Origin of the sequence: Microbulbifer sp. HZ11 (assembly GCF_000708675.1) — a bacterium.
Taxonomy (GTDB): domain Bacteria; phylum Pseudomonadota; class Gammaproteobacteria; order Pseudomonadales; family Cellvibrionaceae; genus Microbulbifer.
Window position 1 is genome coordinate 875686 of the sequence record NZ_JELR01000002.1, and the last position, 23661, is coordinate 899346.

The following is a 23661-nucleotide window of genomic DNA, read 5'->3' on the forward strand; positions in this document are numbered from 1 at the left end:
GTAGCGCCAGGGTCAGAAATACATCAGTGCAGTGTGGGCCCGGAGGAAGAATCGCCGCCCGCAGCAGGAGCGCCGTTGCACTCCACAAATATATTCAGTGCCCCCATACGCACATACTCCTGCACCTCAAACAACTGGCGCTCCTGCTCAACATCATTCTCCATTCCCTCTGCATCCAGCTGGGCAATTTCCGCCATATCTTTCAGCGCTTCACTGCTCGTGGGCAGTAGTTCACCCGCGTACTTGCCGACACCGAAACCGTGCAGGAAACCTTCGCACCAGAGACACAGAGTCTGGCCGCGTTCGGCCAGCTCATCGCTGTCACTGAGCAGGGGCTGAAAAGAAAACTCTTTATCGGTGAAGTCCGCCAGGCTTTTTTCTACCAGTGTCTGCACGTTACTGTTCAGATCAGCGGGCACCCCGTCGAGATCGAGAAATTCCGCTGCCTCTTTCTGCCAACGGGACTTATCCGGGCGCGCGCCCGCCGCCAGTACACCGCAAATAAATCCGTGCAATTCACTGGGACCGATTCTGCCGCCGGCGGCGACGATCTGGTTTGCCAGATCATCAAACGAGATCTTAGTTACGGACTTTGCGGATCCAGCGGACATAAATACTCCAAATGCATAGACGATACGGCAGACGATATGCCGAAAATTTGAACGGCCGCCAAGAATTCGCGCTAGTCTCACGGGATAATCCGACAAGAGCAACCGAATGTGTGAATATTTCACCAAACTGGTGGAATATTGGCTAGGCAACGGCCAGCGCGAACTTGAGTACGCACAAACCGTAATAGTAGGTAATTGACCCTAAATTTCACCGGCAATATAGTAGCGGAATCCCCCGGCTAGGGAACCTCTGTCAGGTTTCTGTCAGGTTAACGGAGCGGGCGGTGCACCGAATACGCAGGAATTATGGACAAGATACAGGCGTTAGAACTCAAGCTGGATACTCTGATCCAACAGTATCAACAGCTGGCAGCCGACAACCGCGCCCTGCGCGAGCAGGAAGGCCAGTGGCAGCAGGAGCGCCAACGGCTGATAAAAAATAATGAAATTGCCCGCACACGCGTTGAAACCATGATCAATCGCCTGAAGGGCCTGAGCCAAGAAAACGCATGAGCAGTAAACCGAACCAGTCCGTCGCGGTCACGATACTCGATAAAGAGTACCGGGTAGCCTGCTCCGAAGACGAGCAGGCCGGCCTGCAGGCGTCGGCGAAACTGCTTAATGAACGCATGGCAAAAATCCGCAATGGCGGTACCGTCATCGGCGCTGAGCGTATTGCCGTGATGGCGGCACTGAATATTGCCCATGAACTGATCCAGGCCAAAGCCGGGTTGGCGCGCCAACCGGTTGAAGAGCAGATGCTCGACCGCCTGCACGAAAAAGTTCAAGCGGCACTGAGCAAATTCGACAACCTCTGAACGGTATAAATAACCAATTACGGTTGTTGCCTTCGATGCCGTTCGCAGCGGTTCGAATCACTTGAACTCCTTTCGCTTACACCTCCCTATTGCCCTTGACGATTACAAAAAAGACCCTTTTGGCGCGAAAGTGCGTTTAGCCAAGATGGGTGCCAAGAGGTATACTGCTTACTCGCCCTGAAGTGTTGGCCAGTTGACTATGTCCTGAGCCGATAATTCTACCCTGGAGGTTCCCAGCGGATGTTGGTGTGCAAGTCCGCCATGTAGCGGAAAGCCTTATGCATTCCGGGAACCCCCACCTTGAGCCTTACGGTTCAAGGCTATGTCTTCAGCCGCATCTTCGGGGCTCCTAATTCTTGTCATACCGGCGGAGTCGGGCTTTCCGCATGGAGCATCAGCCGCCGGTGATTGCAGCGCGCCCATGTCAGACTCCGCCACATTGCCATCTGCTCTGCCCGCCAAAACACAATTGCGCAAACAGATCCGCGCCGCTCGCCGGGGGCTGACCACCAATCAGCAGCGAAGGGCCAGCCGCCGGCTCTGCCAGCGTTTGGCACGCAGCCCCGAAATGCAGCGGGCACGCCATATCGGCATCTACTGGCCAATGGATGGCGAAATCGACCCGCGCCCCCTGTTGGCCCGCTTTCCCGGCAAACATTTCTACCTGCCGGCACTACCGCGCCCCGGGCGCACCACCATGACCTTTATCCATTGGCCCGGAGCCCTTCTGCGCTACCGTAACCGCTATGGAATTCCCGAACCGGTGATCGGGGGCGGCGCCGTTCGCGCGCCACAGAAGCTGGATATGGTGCTGGTGCCGCTGGTGGCCTTCGACCCGAGCGGGGCACGGCTGGGAATGGGTGCGGGCTACTACGACCGCACCTTTGCCTTCAAACACCTGCGCCCGGGCAGCGGTCCGCAACTGGTCGGCGTGGCACATCAACTGCAGTGCGTGCCGAAGTTACCGGCAGAGAGCTGGGATATACCGCTGGCCCTGGTGGCGACGGATCAGCGTCTTTACCGCTGTCGCTGAGCAGCCCGCGGCCCAACCAACCCTTCATGCGACCAACGAGCAGATACAAAAAAGCCGGCCCCTGTTTCCAGGGGCCGGCTTTTTTGTTTGGCATAAGGCCTACGGGCGGAGCGGTCAGCGAGTGACAACTCCCTGCTGAAGGGCCGCCGGGACGTCAGCCTCTTCCTGGTCGGAAGAGAACACCTCGGTCAAGCCACTGCTGCTCAGCAGTACGCCCGCAACAAAGACAACTACTGCGAGTGTCAATGCATCGGGTTTCATGGGGACCATCCTGTAGATCTGAATTCTTGTTGTTTTCGGTATCTTCTTGTCGCGCCTGGTGATCTGCGCCACCAGTGGTGAATTGGACCATTACCATCCGGAAAGTTCCTCAAGGGCACAAAAAATCGCACCGTTGATTTCACTGTCCGAAACTGACCAGTAGGGGCCAATTACCGCTCAAAAGATACTCGATCAGTGGCCAAATAGTAACCCGTCAAGCGCTTTTTTTTGAGAGATCCCTCACAAATTACAGATTGCAAGTTCGACAGAGCCAGTTCAGTGATCTACCCGTCGCAAAAACTGGCGACAGGCGCACATTTCACCATCCCACTCAGTCCTTCTGCGCCAGGAAAAAACGATATGCTGGATTCTCCGTCTCATCCCAGAAGGGATAGTGCAGTTTGTCGAGTAACCCACCGAGCTCCGCGCGCTCGTCATCGGCCACCTCCAGCCCCACCAAAACGCGGCCATAAGCCGCCCCGTGATTGCGGTAATGGAACAGAGTGATGTTCCAGCGCCCAGCCAGCTGCTCGAGAAAATTACGCAGGGCGCCAGGGCGCTCCGGGAACTCGAAGCGGTACACCACCTCGTTATCCACACCAGGGGCGCGGCCACCCACCAGGTGGCGAATATGCAACTTGGCCATTTCATTGTCGGTAAGGTCGGTAACCCGGTAGCCGCCACTCTCCAACTGGTGCACCAACTGCGTGCGGTCCGCATCAGTGGTGACCTGCATACCGACGAAAATATGCGCCTCGCCAGAATTGGCGTAGCGATAGTTGAACTCGGTAATGGAGCGGTCACCCAGATCCCGGCAGAACTGCAGGTAACTGCCCGCTTTTTCAGGGATGGTCACCGCCAGTACGGCTTCTCGCTTCTCACCGATTTCGGTGCGCTCGCTGATATAGCGCAGGCGGTCAAAGTTGGTGTTGGCGCCACTGCACACTGTCGCCAGTGCCTGATTCTGTTCGCCGCTCTGCTCTGCGTATTTCTTCAGGCCCGCGAGACCGACGGCTCCGGCAGGCTCGGCAATGGAGCGGGTATCTTCAAAAATGTCCTTGATCGCCGCGCAGATCTCATCGGTGGTGACCGTGATCACCCCGTCGATGGTCTCCCGCAGCACCCGGTAGGTTTCCTCGCCAATCTGCGCCACCGCCACACCGTCGGCAAACAGGCCGACCTGGGGCAGACGCCCGTCGCGGTTGCCCTGATCCATGGCGAGCTTCAGGCAGGCCGCGTCTTCCGGCTCCACCGCATACACCTTGATCTCGGGGCGCACGTACTTGATATAGGCAGCCATACCCGCGGCGAGGCCACCGCCCCCCACGGGGATGAACACCGCATCCAGATTGCCCGGCTGCTGGCGCAACAGCTCCATCGCCACGGTGCCCTGGCCGGCGATCACATCGGGATCGTCGTAGGGGTGGATAAACACCAGACCGCGCTCCTCCACCAGCTGTTTCGCCAGTGCCGCGGCTTCATCGAAGGTGTCTCCGTGCAGGACCACTTCCGCACCGCGCATACGCACCGCATTCACCTTGATCGCCGGCGTGGTGGAAGGCATCACGATGGTGGCGCGTACACCGAGCTGTTGCGCGCCCAGCGCCAACCCCTGAGCATGGTTGCCCGCAGAGGCTGCAATCACGCCCTTGGCGCGCTGCTCGGGAGGAAGCTGCAGGAGTTTGTTGTAAGCGCCACGAATCTTGAAGGAGAACACTGGTTGCAGGTCTTCGCGCTTCAGCAGAATACGGTTGCCAAGGCGGTGAGAGAGCTGACGCATGGGCTCCAGCGGGGTTTCGATGGCGACATCGTAAATGCGCGCGTCTAAAATGCGCTTGATATAGGACTTGGGCATGGCAGAAATCGGCAGCCGATGAGTGTTTACAAGCCCGCCAGTCTAATCGCTACACAGCAGCAAAGCCACCAACGAGCCACTTTTGCGCGCAAAAATTTTCATTCGCGGGCATTTTGATGGCAAAAATTGCACAAGGACGCATATTTCCTTATGAATCAGGATCAACTCAAGCAGGCAGTCGCGCGCGCCGCCGTGGAATACATCACCCCGATGCTGGAATCCGACACCATTGTCGGCGTCGGCACCGGCTCCACCGCCAACTTCTTTATCGACTATCTGGCCGAGAAGAAAGGGCTGTTCGACGGCACCGTTGCCAGCTCGGAGGCCTCCGCCGAGCGTCTCAAATCCCACGGTATCCCGGTGTATGACCTCAATGCGGTAGACACTATCCGCGTGTACGTGGACGGCGCCGACGAGACCAACCCGCTGCTGCAACTGATCAAGGGGGGCGGCGCTGCGCTCACCCGGGAAAAGATCGTTGCCGCCTGCTCCGAAGAGTTCGTGTGCATCGCCGACGACAGCAAGTGGGTAGAAGTATTGGGCAATTTTCCGTTACCGGTGGAAGTCATTCCCATGGCGCGCTCCTATGTGGCGCGGGAAATCGTCAAACTGGGGGGCGACCCGGTGTATCGCGAAGGTGTGACCACCGACAATGGCAATGTCATCCTCGACGTGCACAATATGCAGATCGCCAAACCTCTGGAGCTGGAAGACGCCATCAACAATATCACTGGTGTCGTCACCAATGGGCTGTTTGCCGCACGCCCGGCGGACGTTCTGTTGCTCGGCACAGCCGACGGCGTCAAAACGGTAAAGTCCAAGGTCTGACCCTGACCGAAAACCTGTTACTAGCGAACGAATGATTCACAACAATAAAAAATGTGCCATGGCACTGCTCGCCCTGCCAATCCTGCTGGCAACGGGCTGTGCCACCACGCCCCCGAGCAATACCGACGACCTGTGTGAAATTTTCCGCGAAAAGGATGATTGGTACCACGAAGCCGCGGAATCCGCGCGCAAGTGGAACACCCCCATCGCCACCATGATGGCCACCCTGCACCAGGAATCCCGCTTTGTGCACGACGCCAAGCCACCGCGCACCAAGATTTTGTGGATAATCCCGGGCCCGCGCCCCTCCGATGCCTACGGGTATGCACAGGCCCTGGGCACCACCTGGAAAGGCTACCAGCGCTCCACCGGCAACTACCGCGGGGATCGCGACGACTTTGAAGATGCCATCGATTTTGTCGGCTGGTACCACAACACCAGCCAGCGCCAGTGCCGTATCAAGCCCAACGATACCTATCATCTTTATCTCGCCTACCACGAGGGCCAAGGCGGGTTTAACCGCCGCACTTTCCGCAACAAACAATGGCTAAAAAATGTGGCCAAAAAGGTATCGGCGCGGGCACAGACCTACCAGCGGCAGCTCAACAGTTGCGAGGCCTCGCTGAAAAAACGGAAAAAGTTCCTGGGGCTGTTTTGACCCGATGATTACCAAGCCGAGAAAATTGGCCGTTTAGCGGAGGAAGTGGCGGCGAATTTCCCAACCGCCCCGGAATACCAACTACCCTTTGCAGACAGCGCTTTGCCGCACACCCTCGATCTTTATCGATGCCAAGGCCCTGTAGCCCTCACCCGACGCTGGGCGTGCAACTCCGCACAGATGCGTTTCTTTCCGATAATGAGAGGTGCTCATGAAGCCGACCGTCATCTTTTCCGCCGCTCTCGCCCTGGCTCTCGCTGTATCCAGCGCCTTTGCGGAAACCGCCATATCCGAAGCACAGCTGCAGAAATTTGCCGACGCCTACCGTTCCATTGTGACCCTGAGCCAGGAATACGCGCCGAAGATCAAAGCCGCTGCCGATGCCGCCGCCGCCGAAGCGATCAATGTGGAAGCCCAGAGCAAAATGGTGGCCGCTGTTCAGAGCGCGGGTCTGAGCAAAGAAGAATACCAGGGCATCGCCACCCAGCTGCGCAACGACCCTGAACTGCTGAAAAAAGTAAACGCGATTCTGCAGAAAGCCGCGACCCCACAGTAACACGCACGACGGAGCCAACCAGGCTCAATCCGGCGCCGGGATCTGCTCCGGCGCCAGTGCCAGCACCTCGGCAATTGCTACGAGGTTCCCCCGCACCCAGTGGCGGTCGATCGACCCCCAGTCTTTCAGTTCGTAATACCCATCGTTATTGCGCACCCCCTGCTGCACAAATTCCACCAGAGTCCCGTGCCCTGGCAGCCCCTTGGCAATCACATCCTGAATCGTCCGGCGAGGCCAGCCGGTTATGTCCTCCAGCGCAGGGTTATTCGGCCGCGGCAGCCGCTCGATCAGGTAGGCCACCAGTAACCGGCGACAGATGGTGGGGTTGAGGCCGCTGTTCAGGGATTGGGACATAAGACTTCCTTGTATTGGCATTGAAAGGCAGGATTCGGCTGCCCGCTCCCCCTTTGTAGCACACCGAAAGCACACATTCAGCCACGCACCAAAATGCACCACTCTTCCAACAGGCGCGACTTTTTATGCACCTTTTTGCATAATCCGGCCACAGGTATCCAATTAGCAGACAGCGGGAAGCGTGACCGTGGAGACAGAAGAGAAGCCTCAAGAAGTCGAGCAGCGCCAGGAACCCGGCATTCTGGCCGCCGCCGTGTTTGCGCATCTGGCCGGCCCCCGCGCCGCCGGTGTGGACTGTGATCAACTACTGCTGCACGCTGGTATCGACCTGCCCACAGCAATGGCCCCCGACGCCCGAATCGGCCGTGAACAACTGGCACGCCTGCTGCGCCGCCTGTGGGATGAGCTCGGCGACGAGTCCAGTGGCTACCTGGCACGCCCCTGGTTGCCCGGAACCTTCGCCATGATGGGCCATGCCACCATCACCTGTCCCAGCCTGCGCCGTGCCCTGCTGCGCTCGGCGCGCTTTGTGGACATGGTGAGTGACGACCTGCATATCAAGTTGGTGGAAGATGGCGAAGAAGCCCGTCTTATCTTCCACCACGAAAATCGCAAGCAGCTGCCCAACCAGAATTTTGTCGAATCTCTGTCAGTCATCTGGCTGCGCTTTTTCAGCTGGCTGATCGACCGCACCATTCTGCTGGAGCGGGTGCACCTTGCATTCCCACCGCCGGATTACCCGGAAGAATATGCTGATATGTTTCCCTGCCGGCACTATTTCCACCAGCAGGAAACCTGCCTGGTATTCAATACCCGCTACCTGAGCATGCCGCTGGTGCGGGACGCACAACAGTTGAGCGAGTTTCTGTCACGCGCGCCGGAATGTCTGCTCAGCCAGTACAAGTCCGACAACAGCTACACCGGTCGCATCCGGCGTATGCTGCAAAGTGACAACAGTATTGAAAACCTGTCACTGGACGATGTGGCAGAGCGCCTGTACACCTCGCCACAGACATTGCGCCGCCGCCTCAAAGACGAGGGCAACAGCTGGCAGGACATCAAAGATTCGGTGCGCCGGGATATGGCCATGTATCAGCTCAAGGGTCAGGAGACTGCGGTGGCGGAAATCGCCGAACGCCTGGGTTTTTCCGAACCGAGCGCCTTCAACCGGGCCTTCAAGAAATGGACCGGGCTGGCTCCGGGTGCCTACCGGGAAAAATACCGGGGATAGAAACCGAGCCTAAGCGCGAGTATATAACTCTACGCTTTACACAAAAAAACCGCGGCAAGCCGCGGTTTTTTTGTTGGAGGGGTACCGTCAACAAAAATTACTGGGTAAAAGACTCCACCTTCACCACAATGCGGCGGTTCTTCTGCTTGCCCTCCTCGGTGTTGTTATCCGCCACCGGGTTGGCCGGCCCCATGCCGACGGCCTTGATGCGGCTCGCGTCTACACCGGCTCCGGTAATCATCAGCATTACCGCCTGAGCGCGCGCTTCGGACAGTTTCTGGTTGGCACCGGCATCGCCATCGCTATCGGTGTAACCTTCAATCACGATATTGAGCCCAGGATTTTCCTGCATCACTTTGATCAGCGACTGAACGTCTGGCAGTGAATCTGCATTCGGCATACTGCCGTCAGTGGGGAACTCGATATGCAGAGGGAATTCCTTACCGGGCTCACGGGTTGCATCAGCCAGGTAGGCGCGAAAATCTGTCGCGAAATCACCGCTGTCGGAATCCATCGGGATGTCTTTCTGGGTATCCGGTGTTGTCATGGGGTCATCGGCCGAACCCGCAGGTGCCTCTTCCACGACCACCTCATCCTGCTCCATCACCACCCCACCGGTACCGTCATCCATTTTCTCTTTTTTCGCACACATATTGAGTGCCCAGAGCACCCCCAGGGCGATCAGTAGGGGCCACAGCCATTTGCCAATGCCACTTTTGCGCGCCGGCGGCGAGGTATGAGCGGCGTGGGCCGTCTGACGCGGGGTGGTTTCCACTACGGTGCGCTCCGCCATTTCATCCAGGCTATCAGCACCGAGTTCATTTAACAGGCCCGGTGGTATATGCCCCTTGATGTGCGCCTTTTGCCCCAGCAACAGTGCCGCCAGGCCCTCCATATTCAGGCCTTTGCTTTTAACCAGCTTGCCCACCAGTGACATCACTACCGGTGCGGCAATCCGCATCAGGCTGCCGCTTTTGGTGCTATCCATCCCAAGCGCATTGGAAATCACATTGAAGATGCCGTCCTTCTTGTCACCAAACAGCGAGCCGAGAATATTGCCCCCAACATCCTGCAGGCTGCTCATCCGATCCGGGTCGGTGAAGATATCTCCCGGAGCAGACAGGTCCATATTGGTGCTTTTGGTCGCCATATTAAGCAATGAACCCAAACCACTTTCACTGCCCGCCTTGTTCAGCATACCGGCGAGCACCGAAGCGGCACCGGTAGAAAAAGCGGTTTCGGATTTGCCATCGGGCAACCCCAGTGCATTGCCTAACGCACTGAGACCGGATGAACCCAGGTGGCGTATCGCCATATCCAGAATATTGTCAGCCATGTGTACCTCTTTGCCTGATTCGCCTAGCTTCGACTCACTCGAATGCTCGCCCCGACCGGCCGCGCAGGTTTCTGGCAGCAAAGGGCGTGCATTCATCAAATCACTCCCATCAGTGTACGGCAGCAAAATCCACAAGTTAGGTCGATTCAGAATAAGAGGCCCTGGGCGCCATCAGCATTCTGAATGGCACCCAGGTGCGCCCCTTAAACCGCGTCGCACACTATGTTGGCGCCGGTTACAACCCAGAACTCTTTATAAAAAATTAACTTTCCAGTCATAATTCGGAAACAGAAATCTCCTGACGGAGAAAGGACTTACATTCCAACCACTGAAACAGGGACGTTTCATGGGAATCGACGTTGCACCGCGCCTTCCGCACAAGGCAGTCATCAACGGCGTCTACGAAACCAACAAAGTACTGCTGAATATCGGGCAAGACCGGGTCGTCAAGCGCTTCAAGACCCGCTCCAAAACCCACCGGCGCCGCTACTGTACCGAGAAAGAAGCGCTAAACCGGCTGCGCCATATTCGGGCAATTCCCAGCTTACTCCATAGCGACGACAGGTTATTTACCCTGGAAATGTCGCGCCTGCCAGGCGAATCCACGAAGCGGTTAAACCCGGATAACCTGCGGCAACTCGGCAGAATCGTTGAGCAAATGCTGGATGCCGGGGTTGCCCGACATTCCATGCCGGTGCGCGATATTGTCGTCGACCAGAAGGGCCGGCTCGGACTGGTAGATTTTGAACGGGCGACACTGCGTCCCGCTTACTGGCGGCCGGACTGGCCAATCGCCACGCTGGTGGCACGCTACCATCTGTACCGCCTGATTCAGGAGCACCAGCCACAACTGCTGAGCGCAAAGCAGGCACGCCTGGTAGCGATCGGTGCACGCCTCAGAGGCGCTGTCGCATTTATTCACACCCTGACCAAACGCAAGTCTGCGGGTATCAGTTGACGTTCTGAGCCCGGTATTGCTTTGGACTCACACCGAACTGCTGATGGAAACGTCGGCTGAAGTGACTGAGGTGGCGATATCCCAGATCGAAACAGACCCGGGTCACCGACTCTCCGCGCGCGAGCCGGTCTCTTGCCGACTGCATGCGTAAATGTTGCTGAAATTCAGCCGGAGTGCACCCCAGGTGCCGCTTGAACTCCGTGTAAAAACGGCTGCGGCTCATACAGGCGAGCTTGCTGAGCTGCTCAATATCCAGCGGCAGATCCAGGTGAGACTGCAGATAATGAACCGCCGCACCCAACCCGTTTACCTCTGGATTGTTTTCGCACACCTTCAGTAAGAAAGTGCGCATCTGTTCCCGCAACATTCGCACCACCAGCTCACTCACCCCCAGGTCTACCAGAAAATCCCGATCGGCGGTGTTCTCCGTGAAGGTGGTGACCAGCCGCTGCAACAGCTCCTGAGTCGCGTGGCTGTGCTGGGTGTGTATGAGCGAATCCGGGCGATAGCGCCAGTCTTCAAACTCCCGCTGGACAGGGGCGACACTGTTCAGCTTCGAACAGATACTCTCCACTCGTTCGCGGGCTATCTCGATGGTGAGACAAGAGGTGGGCGACTCCATGCGCGCATCGGGAAAATCGATTTCCACATGCTCCCCCGGCGCCATTACGAACGATTCCCGAGGCAGGAATTCCGCATCATAACTGTTGTGCGCATGCATGATTTTGCGGCCGGTGATCATGCCGCAATACAGAAGTTCACCGGCAGACAGGCCAACACGTTCCGCCGGAAGGTAAGTGTCGTAGACACTGAGTTCAGAACTGGGGCCAGCAAAGGATACCCGGTTCTCGATCAACTCGCGGGGCTGTTGCCGACCGCGGACCATCGCTTCAGTCATATTTTTATTATCGCGTTGTGATGTGTTGCAGACACTGGATTCTGGATCAACGGATCTGTACTCAGAAGAAAGTACACCGCTGCCAGAGCCACTATTTTCATTCCTCGATCACACAAAAACAGGAATCAGCAACCGGAATCAATCACCGGTTTTCTAGATTACTCCCCGCACCACAAGATAACAACGCAGCCAGGGGCGGAGAACAGAATAACCAGCTCAATGAGGAATTCAGCGATGATCTATGCACAGCCCGGACAGGATGGCGCCCTTGTCAACTTTAAGCCCCGTTACGAAAACTTTATCGGCGGAGAGTGGGTCGCCCCGGTGGAACGGGACTACATGGAAAACGTTTCGCCGGTGACCGGCGAAGCCTTCTGCGAAGTACCCCGATCCAGTGCCGCCGACATTGAATTGGCCCTGGACGCCGCACACGCCGCCAAAGATGCCTGGGGTAAAACCCCCGCCGCAGAACGCGCCAACCTACTGCTGAGGATTGCTGACCGCATCGAACAGAACCTGGAAGCCCTCGCTGTGGCGGAAACCTGGGACAACGGCAAAGCGGTGCGGGAAACCCTCGCCGCGGACATCCCGCTTTGTGTCGATCACTTCCGCTACTTTGCCGGCTGCCTGCGCGCCCAGGAAGGCAGCATGGCGGAGCTGGACGAACACACGGTTGCCTACCATATCCACGAACCCCTCGGTGTGGTGGGCCAGATCATTCCGTGGAACTTCCCCATACTAATGGCGGCGTGGAAACTGGCCCCGGCACTCGCTGCCGGCAACTGCGTGGTATTGAAACCCGCCGAGCAGACTCCGGTTTCAATTCTGGTCATGATGGAGATGATCAGCGATCTTATTCCCCCGGGCGTGATCAACATCGTCAACGGTGTGGGCGACGAAGCGGGCCAGGCCCTCGCCACCAGTACCCGCATCGCCAAGATCGCGTTTACCGGGTCCACCGCCGTCGGCGGGCATATTCTCAAGTGCGCCGCAGACAACCTGATCCCCTCCACCGTGGAGCTCGGTGGCAAGTCCCCCAATATCTACTTTGCCGATGTGATGCAGCAGGAAGAGGCCTACATCAACAAGTGCGCCGAGGGCCTGGTGCTGGCCTTCTTCAATCAGGGCGAAGTGTGTACCTGCCCGTCCCGCGCACTGATTCAGGAATCGATTTATGACGATTTCATGCAGCACGTGCTCGCCCGCACCCGCACCATCGTGCGCGGAAACCCGTTGGATACGGAAACCCAGGTGGGCGCACAGGCATCGCTGGAACAGTTCGACAAGATCATGACCTATATCGAGATCGGTCAGCGCGAAGGGGCGGAAGTCATCTTCGGCGGCGGGGCAGAGAATCTGGGCGGGGATCTGCAGAAAGGCTTCTATGTGCAACCCACCCTGCTGAAGGGGCACAACCAGATGCGCATTTTCCAGGAGGAAATCTTCGGCCCGGTGGTGGGCGTCACCACCTTTAAAGACGAAGCGGAAGCGCTGGCCATCGCCAACGATACCGAATACGGTCTCGGCGCCGGTGTCTGGACCCGGGACATGAACCTCGCCTACCGCATGGGGCGCAATATCCAGGCGGGCCGGGTGTGGACCAATTGCTACCACCAGTACCCGGCCCACGCGGCCTTTGGCGGCTACAAAAAATCCGGTATCGGGCGCGAGACCCACAAGCGCGCACTGGAGCACTACCAGCAAACCAAAAACCTGCTTGTCAGTTACGACACCAACCCGCTGGGTTTCTTCTAACCTGGCAGCCCGTCCCCATTGCGGGACCCATCCTGTGAGACATTGCGGGGAGCGCCGGCTCCCCTTTTTTGTGCCCATGCACTAAGCGATATCAGCCCACCCAGAGCCAATTCAAACGGTTGCTCACACGATTACTCCAACGCCAGTGGGCGACTATTCCCCTGGCGGGAGAATGCTGTAAGCGATTTGTAATAGGGTGACAAAGTGTGCGCCAAGAATGAATTACGCGACACAATTGAGACATGCATTGCATTTTGACTGCCAACCGATGCACAGCATTTGATCGCCCTACGTACCTATTGGTAAAACAACGCGCAATGCGAATTGCAACCAATTCCAGTAAATCAGTCAGGCCATGATGGTACCAAGGTACCACTTACTTCACGTTCAGGATCAATCCGTGTTCAAACCAAAACTCATTATTATCCACGGTATGGGTCAACATACCGCGGACAGCTTCAAGGAGGAATTTGTAGAGGGTTGCCGCTCCGCCTTCAGTCTCTACGATGCATTTAGGGGAACCTCACCGGAACATTTTGTCGAGATAATCCCGGTTACTTACAGTGACCTGGTAGACGACTACCGGCTGCCGGTTGCCACCTCAACAGGGTCCTTCCGCGAAGCCATCGAGTCCATTCCCGAGATCCGCACACAACTGCTTCCCGGCGCGGAGGCCGCGTTCAGTGCCCTGGAAAAAGATGACAGCAACACCCCCCTTTTGAAAACCCACGGCCTCGACGCCTTTCTGTATCGCTACACCCGCCTCGGGCAGATCGCCAGGGAGCGCCTCGGCCGTGCCATTGCCCACGCCGCGCGCACTATCCACGGCGGAGTACAGAATGTGCATGTGCTGGCCCATTCCCTGGGCACTGCGGTACTCCACGACACCCTGAGCCAACTCTACACCCCGCCACCAACCCTGGCGGACCTCGGCAATCTCGACACCAGCCACCACAAACTCGGCAGTGTGCATATGGTCGCCAATATCAGTCGTTTGATGGAATCCTCGATAAAGGTCAACCAATCACTGGTAAAACCTTCAAACAGCGGCTGCATGTACAACTATCGGGAATATCGTCATCGCTACGATCCCATTACCTGGGCGAGGCCGTTTAACCCCAAGAACGATGGGCGCTGGATATCCAGCGGCGACTGGCAATTTATTGCCTACAAGCTGCTTGAGTTTGACGAAGTGACAGATGAATACGGCAATACGCACAAGCTGCACAATTACCTGAATAACCCTCTGGTGCATCGGGAACTGTTCAAGCTCGCCTTCGGTATCGAATTTGACGAGGAACAGACTGCCCAGGGAGACGACCGCTATTTCTGCCAGACCCGCAATCAGATAACCGAGTATCTACAGGCGGCATTTTCCGACCTGCGCAACCTCAACAGTATCGACGGCATGATTCACGCCGCCGCCGAACTGAAAGGCTTTGTAGAACAGCGCGGGGGGCAGTTCCACCTGTAAGCGACGTTCACCTAACGGAGAAAACTGCTCCCGACGAGCCCAATGTCCTGGCCACAGGGAGCAGGAGCGCGATCAGGATTCGCTATTTTCCAGCAGCTTGACCTCCCCCATTTCCAGCGCCTCCAGCGCTGCCAATTGGGTCGCGCGGTCGCCGACTACCACCCAGATCATAGAGCCCGGTTGCAGGTACGACTGGGCAATTTTCTGCACTTTCGGGATCGTCATATTTTTCGCGATAGTCTCGCGCTCGCGCACGTAATCTGCCGGCCAGCCGAACTCACTCATATTTTCCAGCAAGCCCAGTTTCGCACGCGCGGTCTCAAAGGCGCGGGTGTTGGCACGCACCAGATACGAACGCGAGACCTCCAGGTCTTTTTCCGTATAAGTCGGACCGTACTGCTTGAGAATATCGCCGATCAGCTGCACCGATTCGGCGGTCACGTTGGCGCGCACACCGGTGCCAATAGAAAACTGCCCCACGGTCTTATCGCCACTGAAACTGGAGCGAACGCCATAGGTATAACCCTTGCTCTCACGCAGCTCCTGAGTCAGGCGCGAGGCAAAGCCGCCACCGCCGAGAATGTAATTGGTGAACACCGCCGGGTAATAATCTTCCGATACCACCGGCATTGCCAGGCGACCAATCCGCAACACCGACTGTTTGGAACCGGGCACATCCACAAAGTAAATACCCGGCTTGGCGGGCTCGGATTTCGGATCGGGAATGCTTACCGGCTTTGCCGGCCAGCTCTTCGCCAGCTGCTCCGCCACCGCGAGAAAATCCCCCTCGGCAATATCCCCCACCACATGTGCCCGCGCCACCGAGGGTGACAGATAGTCTTTGTAGTAAGCCTTGAGATCATCCATGGTGATGGCCGCCACGGACGCCTCGGTGCCCAGGCCGCTATAAGCGCGAATGCTGTCCTTGCCGTACAGAAGTTTTCCGTAGACGCGGCTGGCAATGGCATTGGGCTCTGCCTGCGCCCGCTTGATCTGGCTGACAACGCCCTTCTTCGCCAGTACCAGTTCCTTCTCGTCCCAGCGGGGCTCCAGCAACATCTCCTGCAACAGCGCAAACACCTCGCTGAAATTCCGCGCCAGAGTAGTCACATCAAAGCGGAAAGATTCCTGCCCGGCGGAAACACTGATATTCGCACCCAGCTTCTGTACCGCGGTTTCCAGTTCTTCCGGTGTGCGGTTTTTGGTACCGCGCTCCATCAGCATAGCGGTGAGATTGGCCACGCCGGTTTTATCGATACGCTCCTGCAGCTGGCCACCGTCAATCACCAAGCTGAATGTCACCGTGGGCACCTCGCTGTTTTCGATACCGAAAACCTCGATGCCATTGGACAGCGCCGCCTGCCATACATCCGGCACCGTGGTCTGGGCCGGCTCACCGTAGTCAGGTTCTTTTGAACGGTCAAAACTCGATGGTGTCTTTTCATAATCGGCACTGGCGGAGGCATCGAACTGCCCCTCAGCACCGCTCACGATTTTCTCTTCCACCACTTCCGCGACGGTGGAATCCGACAGCGCCAGAGCCTTCTCCCCCTTGGGTACAAAGCTCGTCGCCACGAAGGGCTTGTCCTTGATGTAGGTGTCGTAGACCCGTTTTACATCCTCGGCGGTCACCGCCAGCAGACGGTCAATATCCTGACTCACGTAACCCGGGTCGTTTGCATAAATCTGATACTGGGCGAGCTGGAATCCCTTGCCCAGCACACTGGACAGGCTGTTGTAAAACGCCACTTCCTGGCCGGCCTTGATACGCTCCAGGTCTTCCTCGGCGATACCCTCTTTTTCAAACAGCGCAAATCCTTTTTCGATACCCGCGTACACCGCGTCCAGATCACCACCGGCAAAGGCCTGCACCGACAACTGCAACTGCCCGGCCAGTTCCGATTCGTAGGCATACATGGATACGCTCGCGGTCAGCTGCTCATCCTCTACCAGTACCCGGTACAGGGGCGCGCGCTTGCCGTAGGCCAGGTATTGCGAAAGCACCGCCAGTGGATAACTGTCTGCGCTATACCGGGGCACCGTGGGCCAGGCCATGGTCAGCTGCGGCAGGCGCGCGAAATTATCTTCGTAATACAGCCGCTTGGTTTCCTTCAGTTCGGCGGGCTGTTTGGGCGCCCGCTCCACCGTCTCCCCTTCGGGGATCTCGTCGAAGTATTTATGCACCAGCGCCTTCGCCTGCTTGGGATCGAAATCCCCCGCCACCACCAGTGTCACATTGTTGGGCACATACCAGCGGCGGAAAAAGGTCTTCACATCGTCCAGCGTGGCGTTCTGTACATCCTCCAGTGAACCGATCACCTGCCAGCTGTAAGGGTGCCCCTGGGGGTACAGATTGCTGTCGATCACATACTGGGTATGACCATAGGGACGGTTATCCATACCCTGGCGCTTCTCGTTCTTAACAACCTGCTTTTCCTTCGCCAACACCGGCTCGGTTACCGTATTGATAAACCAGCCCAGCTTGTCCGCCTCTGCCCACAGCATCTTCTCCAGCGCATCCTTCGGTACCGTCTGGTAGTAATTGGTGACATCCCGCGACGTAGAACCATTCGCCCCCGCCCCGCCAATCCTCGCACTCATCGCATCCAGCCCGCCCTTGCCCAGGTTCTCCGACTCGAGAAACAGCAGGTGCTCGAATAGATGGGCAAAGCCAGTACGGCCCTCCTTCTCCCGCGCCGAACCTACGTGGGCAGTGAGCGACACCGCCACTACCGGGTCGGAGCGGTCGATGTGGAAGAGGACGTTGAGGCCGTTGTCGAGCTGGAACTGTTCGTACTCGATGGCGAAATCGGGTTTTGGGACGTCTTTAGAGGGAGTGTCGGTTTCGCTGGCCGACTGCGCCTTTTGCTCGGGTTCCGGTTGCGAGCGGTCGCAGCCTGATAGGGCCGCGATGGAAAGTGTGATCACAAGTGCCAGGGGAACAGACAGATTGCGGGGCATGGGGCATTCCTTTGCGTGGTTATACAGAGGAAGATAGCAGGAGTGGTGAGTTTGAGCGACAGGGTGTCGGGGCTTAGGTTAAATTGGGTACAGATGATGGAGGGATGGCTTTAGGGCGGCCTCGTCTAGAAAGACCATAAAACCGCACCAGATAAATGCTAACGAGCATTTATAAAGCCGACGAGAAAACCCATACCGCGAAAGCTCTCACTAACTAGTTATGCTCAAGCACCCAAATTGCACACAGTAAGTGAGTACAAGCTTATAAAATTACAACAAATTACATCACCTCGCTAGCCGCAAGCCAACATGCTATAAAAAGCGACATCAAAAAGCATATCAGCCGGACATCGATGAACACCCAATCATCCAGCGCAAGTAAAAGCATTTTAAGTCTAGTTTAAATTTATCCGCCGAAAATAAAATAACAGATTTAACGAAGACTGTACTTCACCCTCTATTCATGAGCGCACTTTAAGTTTGTCAACAATCATGAGTACACAACGAATCGTCAGACATGTCAAAGACCCTATATAAATACTTGTCATTAGACAATAAAGTCAAGCTAGACAGGTTTTTTAAAATCCTCAATGGCGAAATATTCCTTGCATCGCCCAACACCTTTAACGATCCGTTTGAACTATCTCCAAATATCTCAATGCCGAAAAGCAGAGAGATTTATGAATATTTTGAAAACGACAGATCAATAAAACTCAACAAAAGTCAAAAAGAAATTATTACGAACATGGCAAACCAGGAGTTTTTAAAAGAAAGCTCCTCTCTTGCCACCGAAAATTGGTTAAATCGATTTGGAATTTTATGCCTTACAGAGGAACCGAACAACTTATTAATGTGGGCACACTATGGAGATTCTCATCGAGGGGTTTGCATTGGGTTTGACTCGAGCTCAAAATTTTTCTCTTCGGCGAATAAGATTGCCTATGAAAAAATACGACCATCTTTGCCTTTTAATCCAGGCAAAAATAAAACAGATAACTCTCTAAAAAAAACATTCTTAACAAAGTCTATAGACTGGTCATATGAAAAAGAGTGGAGAATAGTAAAGCGTGAAGCGAAAGAAGATGAACTCAATTATTACAAGAGAATTTACAAAGAATCCCCAGAAAAAGAAGACGAAATACTTCAGATCCTGCTTGACAGTGGAGGACCAGGCCTTTATGAATTCAGCAAGAGCTCCATCAGAAACATCTACCTAGGCTCTAGAATTTCTGACTCGATAAAAGAGGATGTAATTGCCTTCGTCGAAGAAAGAATCCCATCAGTTAAAATTTTTCAATTATCCCTTGACAGAAAGTACTTCCTTCTAAACAAAGAGAAAATTCAGCGCAAAAATCAATCACTTGCGAAGGGCTAGTGCGAGGGCAAGAGGTCAAATCTTGACATAACAGTATAAAACCATGAACTTCGATCCACTTATCAGTCAAGCATTTTCAATAGCCCAATGGCTTATCCCCATCGCCCTGATCGCCGCGATCATAAAATCTCCTTGGTTCAAAGGTCTCTGGGGCGAGGCGCTGGTCAATTTCTTCGGCTGGCTGCTACTGCCATCCGGGACTTACCGGCGACTGCACGACGTAACGCTATGCACACCAGACGGCACCACACAGATAGATCATATCTTCGTGTCCCGCTTTGGTATTTTCGTGATAGAAACCAAGAATATGCAGGGCTGGATATTTGGCAGTGAACGCCAGGCGCAGTGGACCCAGAAGATCTACAAGAAATCATTCAGGTTCCAGAACCCTCTCAGGCAGAACTACAAGCACGTTAAAGCGCTGGAGGCACTGCTTGATGTAACACCGGATGTTATTCACTCGGTGGTAGTCTTTGCTGGTAACAGCACCTTTAAAACACCGATGCCTGCCAATGTCAGCAAGGAAGGCGGATATATCCGCTATATCAAATCCTTCACCACCCCGGTTCTTACTGAAGATGAAGTCGAGATAGTTATCGGTAGGATTCAGTCGGGGCGACTCGCACCCACGCGGGAAACCCACACGCAGCATGTAGAACAGCTAAAGGCCCGCAGCCATCCGGATGCCAAACGGATCTGTCCGAAATGTGGCAGCAAAATGGTCAAGCGGACAAGCAAGCGGGGACCGAATGCGGGTAGTCAGTTCTGGGGTTGTTCGTCATTTCCCAAATGTAGGGGCACGCTCGCTGCCAATTGATCCCTTTCAGAACCGGTTTTTCAGGTGGAAAACACTAGGCCCCGCTTCACTATAAACTCGGAGCGCGGAGAACCAATGCGCCACCATATCTCTAGAATTTCACTTTCTCACTGCCGGCCGTGAGTATCGGGTTACGTGGTTACAAGTCTGTCATTGCCCTATAGAATAGTCTGAGTCGTATAGCTGTCAGCGCCATTCTCACAATGGCAAGCATCCTTCACCGGCAGCACGCTGATGCGACCGCCTGCACCTGCCGAGACAGGTGTCCGGCGCACAATATCAACAATAACGAAAAGGGCTATTTACATGGACCGTATTATCTTAGGCGTCATTACTGCTGTACTCGCGGTATTTTCCTACTCACTTTGGGACAAGAACCAGGATCTCGAACAGGAAGTCAAACGCGGCAAAATTTCTATTGACTCCACGATGCTCTCCAAGGCCACTGAGTTTACCTTTATGAAAGTGGAAAACCAGTTTACATATTATATGAAGGAAAAAAACATCGGCCCCAAAAATGGAAAGTGGGAAGCTCTTTATACATGGAGCTACCCGTTCAATTTTGGTTACAAGATCGAAGACAACTGGGACTGGTGTATTAATGTAGACCAGGAAGAAGGTGTCATCTCTATCAATGCACCAAAGATCACGCAACTCAACAGGTCTGATGCATCGCCGAAGGCAGAGAAAATCTTCAATGGCGGTTTCAAGGCCACCCAGGTTGCCGCGCAGGAATGGATGGTAGAAACGGCAAACAAAAAAATGAAAGACACTGCGTCTCGCTACCTTGAAAATACCACCGTTCAGGAGTCCGTTAAAAAATCCCTTTCATCCTTTTTTCGGGAGATTTTGAATGATGCCCATGAAGGGGAAAACCCGATCAACGAAGTCATCGTCAATATCACCGACGACAGCACTTGCAATGCGGCAAACATCTAGGACCGGAGTAAAATTCCGCCATACGGCCGCAAGAGAAGATCTGTGTATCAGTCGCGATGATGAGTAGGGCTTTACATGCACTTATTAGACAGAGGCGGCCGCTACTGAACAATGCGGCGAAGGCTCCCCAGATACAATCTTCACCAAATATGGACCGGAAAAAGTAATGGAACATGAAATTCTCAGAATATTCCTGGCCAACCAGTGGCTCACCATACCGATATTCATCATCCTGGTAATCGGCATTACGCTCTTCTGGTTCGGTGGGCTGATGGCAGCGCTGACGGCGCTGGGTAACAACCGCTGGGGTTGGGGGCTATCGTCGCTTGTTCTCGGCCCGATAACGGGATTTCCATACTCCCTGATCTACAACGAAGCCGAATACCCGAAATCACTGATGATCAAGGGCCTGTTTTTCCTGCTTGCGGCGCTCGCTCTATCGCTCCTCGCATGGGCGATCAGCTGAGCACGCTCATTCGTATGATAGTTTCTGTTCGGAGTATCCAGGATGGTAAAAATAAGCGGAAGTAAAGACTGCGGAAATTCTCCCAAGAATCAGCTGGTGGAGAAAGTGGCTATCGCTATTGAGGTAGGTGATCTTTCCTTTCTGAAGGAGTATCTGGACGATGAAATTATCTGGGAACGCTCAGATAACCTCCTCGCAGAGGGACAAGAAGTCTCGGACCACATCGAGCAGAGAAAAAATAAACTTTCTTCAGTAACTATTACGCATGTTATCTCGCACGGAAAAATTGGTGCAGTAAATGGGGTCAGCACCAACAACCAGGGAGAGCAAATCCATTTCTGTCACGTCATAGCCTTCTCAAGCGTAAAATTCACCAGAATCAGCAGGCTGTGTAGCTACGGAAGGCCCTAGATTTAAAGTAGTCCGATTTAGCGCCAGCTACCTGTGCTGGCACCACTGCGGTAATCCCGGTTATTTCTGCTGCACGTTAAAGCCATCTGGATGAACCAGTTGTGCCCCATACGCAGGGTCAACAGCCGCGACCGTGGCACAGTGCCACGCTCAAGCGCGACGACAGGATTATAAGCGATGCCAGTTATACACAGATGCTGGAGCCACGTGAGAAAACGCCCTGGAGTGGCATCCAGGTGGCACTGGCGTGGCGGGTGTATGAGAAAGATGGCCGGTTTATCGCGCGTCACCCGGGCAGCGTGCGCGGATACAAATCGCTGCTGATCAGTTATCCACAGGAGCGCAATGGCTTGGTGTTACTGACCAACGCGGCGAAAGCGCCGCAGTTTGAAATTGCGGACAAGCTGACGCAAATCTTGCGCGGTACGGGCATCTGGCAATAGGACACCCACATATCAAGACCACGATGTACTGCGCCTCTGCAGGGTATTACTTCCCGACGATACAAAAGAGTCCGGTGACCGCCTGTGTAAATCTCAACACAGGCAGGGCACTACGTCTGTCAGGCCTACCGCTTTTTCTTCCGCGTTGCTGAAGCCGGCGAACAGGATGGCCTGGTAGCGCTTGGCGCTGATGCCGAGCTGCTCGCGGGGTTGGCAAGATTGGTGAGGTTGCGCGGTTATTGATCCTTCGCCACCGCGCGGGCAGGCAAGCACATCAACACGGTGAGACCGACCGCTGCAGAACAAAGGGACGCGATGACGATCCCCAGCTTGGCGCTGTCGATCAGGGTTTTATCGAACGCCATATTGGCGATGAACAGCGCCATGGTGAAGCCAATGCCGGCGAGAAAACTGCCACCGACCATTAACTGCCAGCTGAGATCCGGGGGGCGGGTCGCTATGCGTGTGCGCAAAGCCAGCCAGCTAAACAGCAGGATTCCCAGCGGCTTGCCAATTACAAAACCGGCGACAATGGCCAGCGTGACCGAACTGCCAAAGTCGCTGAAGTTGAGTGTCAGCCCGGCATTGGCAAGGGCGAACAGGGGCATGATGAAAAAGCCCACCCAGGGGTGCAGCCACATCTCCAGCCGCTCCAGTGGCGATAGGGTTTCTCGCGCGGCAACTTCTGCCGCTTGCAGCGTGTGTCGATCGGCGGTATCGGCACTGCTCTGGGTAATGCCTGGGTGCGCCACTACCTGGCCCAGTATCGCGTACAGGCGCTCGGCACTCACCCAGCGGCGCGCGGGAGTCATCAAACCCAGTATCACGCCGGTGACGGTGGCGTGAATGCCAGAGGCATCCACCGCAAGCCAGGTGAGCCCGCCCATCACGAAATACAGCGGAAAACCGCGGAAACCGAGCATTGCCATGGCGCGAATGATGATCAGGCCCAGTACGGCCAGCGCCAGGAAGCCCCACACAAGGTCGCCACTGTAGCCAATGGCCACCACAAGGATGGCGCCGATGTCGTCAACGATCGCCAGTGACAGCATAAAGACGCGCAAGCTTAGCGGTATGCGTGAGCCGAGTAGTGCCAGACAGCCGATGACAAACGCCGTGTCCGTCGCCATAACGGTGCCCCACCCCGGCTCGCCGGGTTGACCAGATTGCAGCGCCAGGTAGATCAACGCCGGCGCGAGCATACCGCCGAGGGCGGCGGATATGGATAGCGCCGCCATGCGCGGGTTGTGGAGTTCGCCAAGCACCAGCTCGCGCTTGAGCTCCAGTGCGACCACAAAGAAAAACAGTGTCATCAGGCCATCGTTTATCCACTCCCGCAGCGCGCGCGCAAACTCCAGCGTACCGATCTTGAGACCGATCGATGTCTCCCAGATATGTTCGAAGGCATTGGCCCAGGGTGAATTGGATAGAACCAGGGCGGCAATGGTAAACAGCAGGAGCATCGCGCCAGCGGCGGATTCGATGTGCAGGAAGCGCACAAAGGGTTGCTTCAGCCGATGAACGAGTTCCCGGGGCAATTGCGTGGTTTCTGGTGCTTCTTGCTGCTCTGTAGTCATTCGCTGCTGGTGAGCTCGACGTTTGTGGCATTGGGGGACGCGCGCA

24 protein-coding genes and 1 other RNA gene are annotated in these 23661 nt (G+C 55.6%); 17 read left to right on the top strand and 8 right to left on the bottom strand.

The window, feature by feature from the left end; translation table 11 throughout:
• Positions 1–23 precede the first annotated feature (23 nt).
• Complete coding sequence (locus tag AU11_RS11405; RefSeq protein WP_043319489.1) at positions 24–611, bottom strand: UPF0149 family protein; 588 nt, start codon at positions 609–611, stop codon at positions 24–26.
• Positions 612–917: 306 nt separating this feature from the next.
• Between AU11_RS11405 and AU11_RS11410 the strand changes: the two genes are divergently transcribed.
• The 4 genes from AU11_RS11410 to AU11_RS11420 all read left to right on the top strand — a co-directional run bounded on the left by AU11_RS11410 (position 918) and on the right by AU11_RS11420 (position 2462).
• Complete coding sequence (locus AU11_RS11410; RefSeq protein WP_043319490.1) at positions 918–1124, top strand: TIGR02449 family protein; 207 nt, start codon at positions 918–920, stop codon at positions 1122–1124.
• Complete coding sequence (locus tag AU11_RS11415; protein ID WP_043319491.1) at positions 1121–1429, top strand: cell division protein ZapA; 309 nt, start codon at positions 1121–1123, stop codon at positions 1427–1429. The genes AU11_RS11410 and AU11_RS11415 overlap by 4 nt, the downstream gene beginning before the upstream one ends.
• A gap of 171 nt (positions 1430–1600) precedes the next feature.
• Positions 1601–1780: non-coding RNA, 6S RNA (gene ssrS / locus AU11_RS18110), on the top strand.
• 70 nt (positions 1781–1850) lie between these two features.
• Complete coding sequence (locus AU11_RS11420) at positions 1851–2462, top strand: 5-formyltetrahydrofolate cyclo-ligase (protein ID WP_231491863.1); 612 nt, start codon at positions 1851–1853, stop codon at positions 2460–2462.
• A gap of 114 nt (positions 2463–2576) precedes the next feature.
• Here AU11_RS11420 and AU11_RS18480 read toward each other — a convergent pair whose 3' ends face one another.
• On the bottom strand, positions 2577–2723 hold the full coding sequence (locus AU11_RS18480; RefSeq protein WP_197023877.1) for a hypothetical protein: 147 nt from the start codon (positions 2721–2723) through the stop codon (positions 2577–2579).
• 331 nt (positions 2724–3054) lie between these two features.
• Positions 3055–4578, bottom strand: a complete 1524-nt coding sequence (gene ilvA / locus AU11_RS11430; RefSeq protein WP_043319493.1) for a threonine ammonia-lyase, biosynthetic — start codon at positions 4576–4578, stop codon at positions 3055–3057.
• 150 nt (positions 4579–4728) lie between these two features.
• Here ilvA and rpiA point away from each other — a divergent pair, with 150 nt between their 5' ends.
• The 3 genes from rpiA (at position 4729) to AU11_RS11445 (ending at position 6620) form a co-directional block, all read left to right on the top strand.
• Positions 4729–5406, top strand: coding sequence for a ribose-5-phosphate isomerase RpiA (gene rpiA / locus AU11_RS11435; RefSeq protein ID WP_043319494.1), 678 nt, complete (start codon positions 4729–4731; stop codon positions 5404–5406).
• A gap of 31 nt (positions 5407–5437) precedes the next feature.
• On the top strand, positions 5438–6064 hold the full coding sequence (locus AU11_RS11440; RefSeq protein ID WP_043319495.1) for a transglycosylase SLT domain-containing protein: 627 nt from the start codon (positions 5438–5440) through the stop codon (positions 6062–6064).
• Between the two features lie 211 nt (positions 6065–6275).
• Positions 6276–6620: a DUF4168 domain-containing protein gene (locus AU11_RS11445; protein ID WP_051687203.1), complete on the top strand. Its 345-nt coding sequence runs from the start codon at positions 6276–6278 to the stop codon at positions 6618–6620.
• A gap of 24 nt (positions 6621–6644) precedes the next feature.
• On the opposite strand, the gene AU11_RS11450 is transcribed toward AU11_RS11445, so the two are convergent.
• On the bottom strand, positions 6645–6974 hold the full coding sequence (locus tag AU11_RS11450) for a helix-turn-helix domain-containing protein (RefSeq protein WP_043319496.1): 330 nt from the start codon (positions 6972–6974) through the stop codon (positions 6645–6647).
• A 181-nt stretch (positions 6975–7155) separates the two neighbouring features.
• Here AU11_RS11450 and AU11_RS11455 point away from each other — a divergent pair, with 181 nt between their 5' ends.
• Complete coding sequence (locus tag AU11_RS11455) at positions 7156–8205, top strand: AraC family transcriptional regulator (protein ID WP_051687204.1); 1050 nt, start codon at positions 7156–7158, stop codon at positions 8203–8205.
• Between the two features lie 97 nt (positions 8206–8302).
• Here the strand turns inward: AU11_RS11455 and AU11_RS17780 are convergent, their stop codons facing one another.
• Positions 8303–9541, bottom strand: coding sequence for an OmpA family protein (locus tag AU11_RS17780; RefSeq protein WP_051687205.1), 1239 nt, complete (start codon positions 9539–9541; stop codon positions 8303–8305).
• 346 nt (positions 9542–9887) lie between these two features.
• Between AU11_RS17780 and AU11_RS11465 the strand changes: the two genes are divergently transcribed.
• Positions 9888–10499, top strand: a complete 612-nt coding sequence (locus AU11_RS11465; protein ID WP_043319497.1) for a phosphotransferase — start codon at positions 9888–9890, stop codon at positions 10497–10499.
• Here AU11_RS11465 and AU11_RS11470 read toward each other — a convergent pair.
• Positions 10492–11397, bottom strand: a complete 906-nt coding sequence (locus AU11_RS11470) for an AraC family transcriptional regulator (protein WP_043319498.1) — start codon at positions 11395–11397, stop codon at positions 10492–10494. The genes AU11_RS11465 and AU11_RS11470 overlap by 8 nt on opposite strands.
• Positions 11398–11631: 234 nt before the next feature.
• Here AU11_RS11470 and AU11_RS11475 point away from each other — a divergent pair, with 234 nt between their 5' ends.
• Positions 11632–13152, top strand: a complete 1521-nt coding sequence (locus AU11_RS11475; RefSeq protein ID WP_043319499.1) for an aldehyde dehydrogenase family protein — start codon at positions 11632–11634, stop codon at positions 13150–13152.
• A 400-nt stretch (positions 13153–13552) separates the two neighbouring features.
• A complete protein-coding gene (locus AU11_RS11480; protein WP_043319500.1) occupies positions 13553–14626 on the top strand; it encodes a hypothetical protein in 1074 nt (357 codons plus the stop codon).
• Positions 14627–14698: 72 nt separating this feature from the next.
• Here the strand turns inward: AU11_RS11480 and AU11_RS11485 are convergent, their stop codons facing one another.
• Positions 14699–17587, bottom strand: coding sequence for a pitrilysin family protein (locus AU11_RS11485; protein WP_043319501.1), 2889 nt, complete (start codon positions 17585–17587; stop codon positions 14699–14701).
• A 517-nt stretch (positions 17588–18104) separates the two neighbouring features.
• Here AU11_RS11485 and AU11_RS11490 point away from each other — a divergent pair.
• The 6 genes from AU11_RS11490 (at position 18105) to AU11_RS11515 (ending at position 22038) form a co-directional block, all read left to right on the top strand.
• On the top strand, positions 18105–18962 hold the full coding sequence (locus AU11_RS11490) for a DUF2971 domain-containing protein (RefSeq protein WP_043319502.1): 858 nt from the start codon (positions 18105–18107) through the stop codon (positions 18960–18962).
• A gap of 43 nt (positions 18963–19005) precedes the next feature.
• On the top strand, positions 19006–19779 hold the full coding sequence (locus AU11_RS11495; RefSeq protein WP_043319504.1) for a nuclease-related domain-containing protein: 774 nt from the start codon (positions 19006–19008) through the stop codon (positions 19777–19779).
• 306 nt (positions 19780–20085) lie between these two features.
• Positions 20086–20718: a hypothetical protein gene (locus AU11_RS11500; RefSeq protein WP_043319505.1), complete on the top strand. Its 633-nt coding sequence runs from the start codon at positions 20086–20088 to the stop codon at positions 20716–20718.
• 166 nt (positions 20719–20884) lie between these two features.
• Positions 20885–21184 (top strand): hypothetical protein, encoded by a 300-nt coding sequence (locus tag AU11_RS11505; RefSeq protein ID WP_043319506.1) that lies wholly within the window; start codon positions 20885–20887, stop codon positions 21182–21184.
• Positions 21185–21226: 42 nt separating this feature from the next.
• Positions 21227–21595: a hypothetical protein gene (locus tag AU11_RS11510; RefSeq protein ID WP_051687206.1), complete on the top strand. Its 369-nt coding sequence runs from the start codon at positions 21227–21229 to the stop codon at positions 21593–21595.
• A 101-nt stretch (positions 21596–21696) separates the two neighbouring features.
• Positions 21697–22038, top strand: a complete 342-nt coding sequence (locus AU11_RS11515) for a hypothetical protein (RefSeq protein ID WP_156035290.1) — start codon at positions 21697–21699, stop codon at positions 22036–22038.
• A gap of 236 nt (positions 22039–22274) precedes the next feature.
• Here AU11_RS11515 and nhaA read toward each other — a convergent pair whose 3' ends face one another.
• Positions 22275–23615, bottom strand: coding sequence for a Na+/H+ antiporter NhaA (gene nhaA, locus AU11_RS11520; RefSeq protein ID WP_043319508.1), 1341 nt, complete (start codon positions 23613–23615; stop codon positions 22275–22277).
• Between the last annotated feature and the right edge of the window lie 46 nt (positions 23616–23661).

Excerpts from the sequence above, each read along its gene's own strand:
- AU11_RS11405 (WP_043319489.1), bottom strand. The coding sequence starts at position 611 with ATGTCCGCTGGATCCGCAAAGTCCGTAACTAAGATCTCGTTTGATGAT.
- AU11_RS11410 (WP_043319490.1), top strand. The coding sequence starts at position 918 with ATGGACAAGATACAGGCGTTAGAACTCAAGCTGGATACTCTGATCCAA.
- AU11_RS11415 (WP_043319491.1), top strand. The coding sequence starts at position 1,121 with ATGAGCAGTAAACCGAACCAGTCCGTCGCGGTCACGATACTCGATAAA.
- AU11_RS11420 (WP_231491863.1), top strand. The coding sequence starts at position 1,851 with ATGTCAGACTCCGCCACATTGCCATCTGCTCTGCCCGCCAAAACACAA.
- AU11_RS18480 (WP_197023877.1), bottom strand. The coding sequence starts at position 2,723 with ATGAAACCCGATGCATTGACACTCGCAGTAGTTGTCTTTGTTGCGGGC.
- ilvA (WP_043319493.1), bottom strand. The coding sequence starts at position 4,578 with ATGCCCAAGTCCTATATCAAGCGCATTTTAGACGCGCGCATTTACGAT.
- rpiA (WP_043319494.1), top strand. The coding sequence starts at position 4,729 with ATGAATCAGGATCAACTCAAGCAGGCAGTCGCGCGCGCCGCCGTGGAA.
- AU11_RS11440 (WP_043319495.1), top strand. The coding sequence starts at position 5,438 with ATGATTCACAACAATAAAAAATGTGCCATGGCACTGCTCGCCCTGCCA.
- AU11_RS11445 (WP_051687203.1), top strand. The coding sequence starts at position 6,276 with ATGAAGCCGACCGTCATCTTTTCCGCCGCTCTCGCCCTGGCTCTCGCT.
- AU11_RS11450 (WP_043319496.1), bottom strand. The coding sequence starts at position 6,974 with ATGTCCCAATCCCTGAACAGCGGCCTCAACCCCACCATCTGTCGCCGG.
- AU11_RS17780 (WP_051687205.1), bottom strand. The coding sequence starts at position 9,541 with ATGGCTGACAATATTCTGGATATGGCGATACGCCACCTGGGTTCATCC.
- AU11_RS11465 (WP_043319497.1), top strand. The coding sequence starts at position 9,888 with ATGGGAATCGACGTTGCACCGCGCCTTCCGCACAAGGCAGTCATCAAC.
- AU11_RS11470 (WP_043319498.1), bottom strand. The coding sequence starts at position 11,397 with ATGACTGAAGCGATGGTCCGCGGTCGGCAACAGCCCCGCGAGTTGATC.
- AU11_RS11475 (WP_043319499.1), top strand. The coding sequence starts at position 11,632 with ATGATCTATGCACAGCCCGGACAGGATGGCGCCCTTGTCAACTTTAAG.
- AU11_RS11485 (WP_043319501.1), bottom strand. The coding sequence starts at position 17,587 with ATGCCCCGCAATCTGTCTGTTCCCCTGGCACTTGTGATCACACTTTCC.
- AU11_RS11490 (WP_043319502.1), top strand. The coding sequence starts at position 18,105 with ATGTCAAAGACCCTATATAAATACTTGTCATTAGACAATAAAGTCAAG.
- AU11_RS11495 (WP_043319504.1), top strand. The coding sequence starts at position 19,006 with ATGAACTTCGATCCACTTATCAGTCAAGCATTTTCAATAGCCCAATGG.
- AU11_RS11500 (WP_043319505.1), top strand. The coding sequence starts at position 20,086 with ATGGACCGTATTATCTTAGGCGTCATTACTGCTGTACTCGCGGTATTT.
- AU11_RS11505 (WP_043319506.1), top strand. The coding sequence starts at position 20,885 with ATGGAACATGAAATTCTCAGAATATTCCTGGCCAACCAGTGGCTCACC.
- AU11_RS11510 (WP_051687206.1), top strand. The coding sequence starts at position 21,227 with ATGGTAAAAATAAGCGGAAGTAAAGACTGCGGAAATTCTCCCAAGAAT.
- nhaA (WP_043319508.1), bottom strand. The coding sequence starts at position 23,615 with ATGACTACAGAGCAGCAAGAAGCACCAGAAACCACGCAATTGCCCCGG.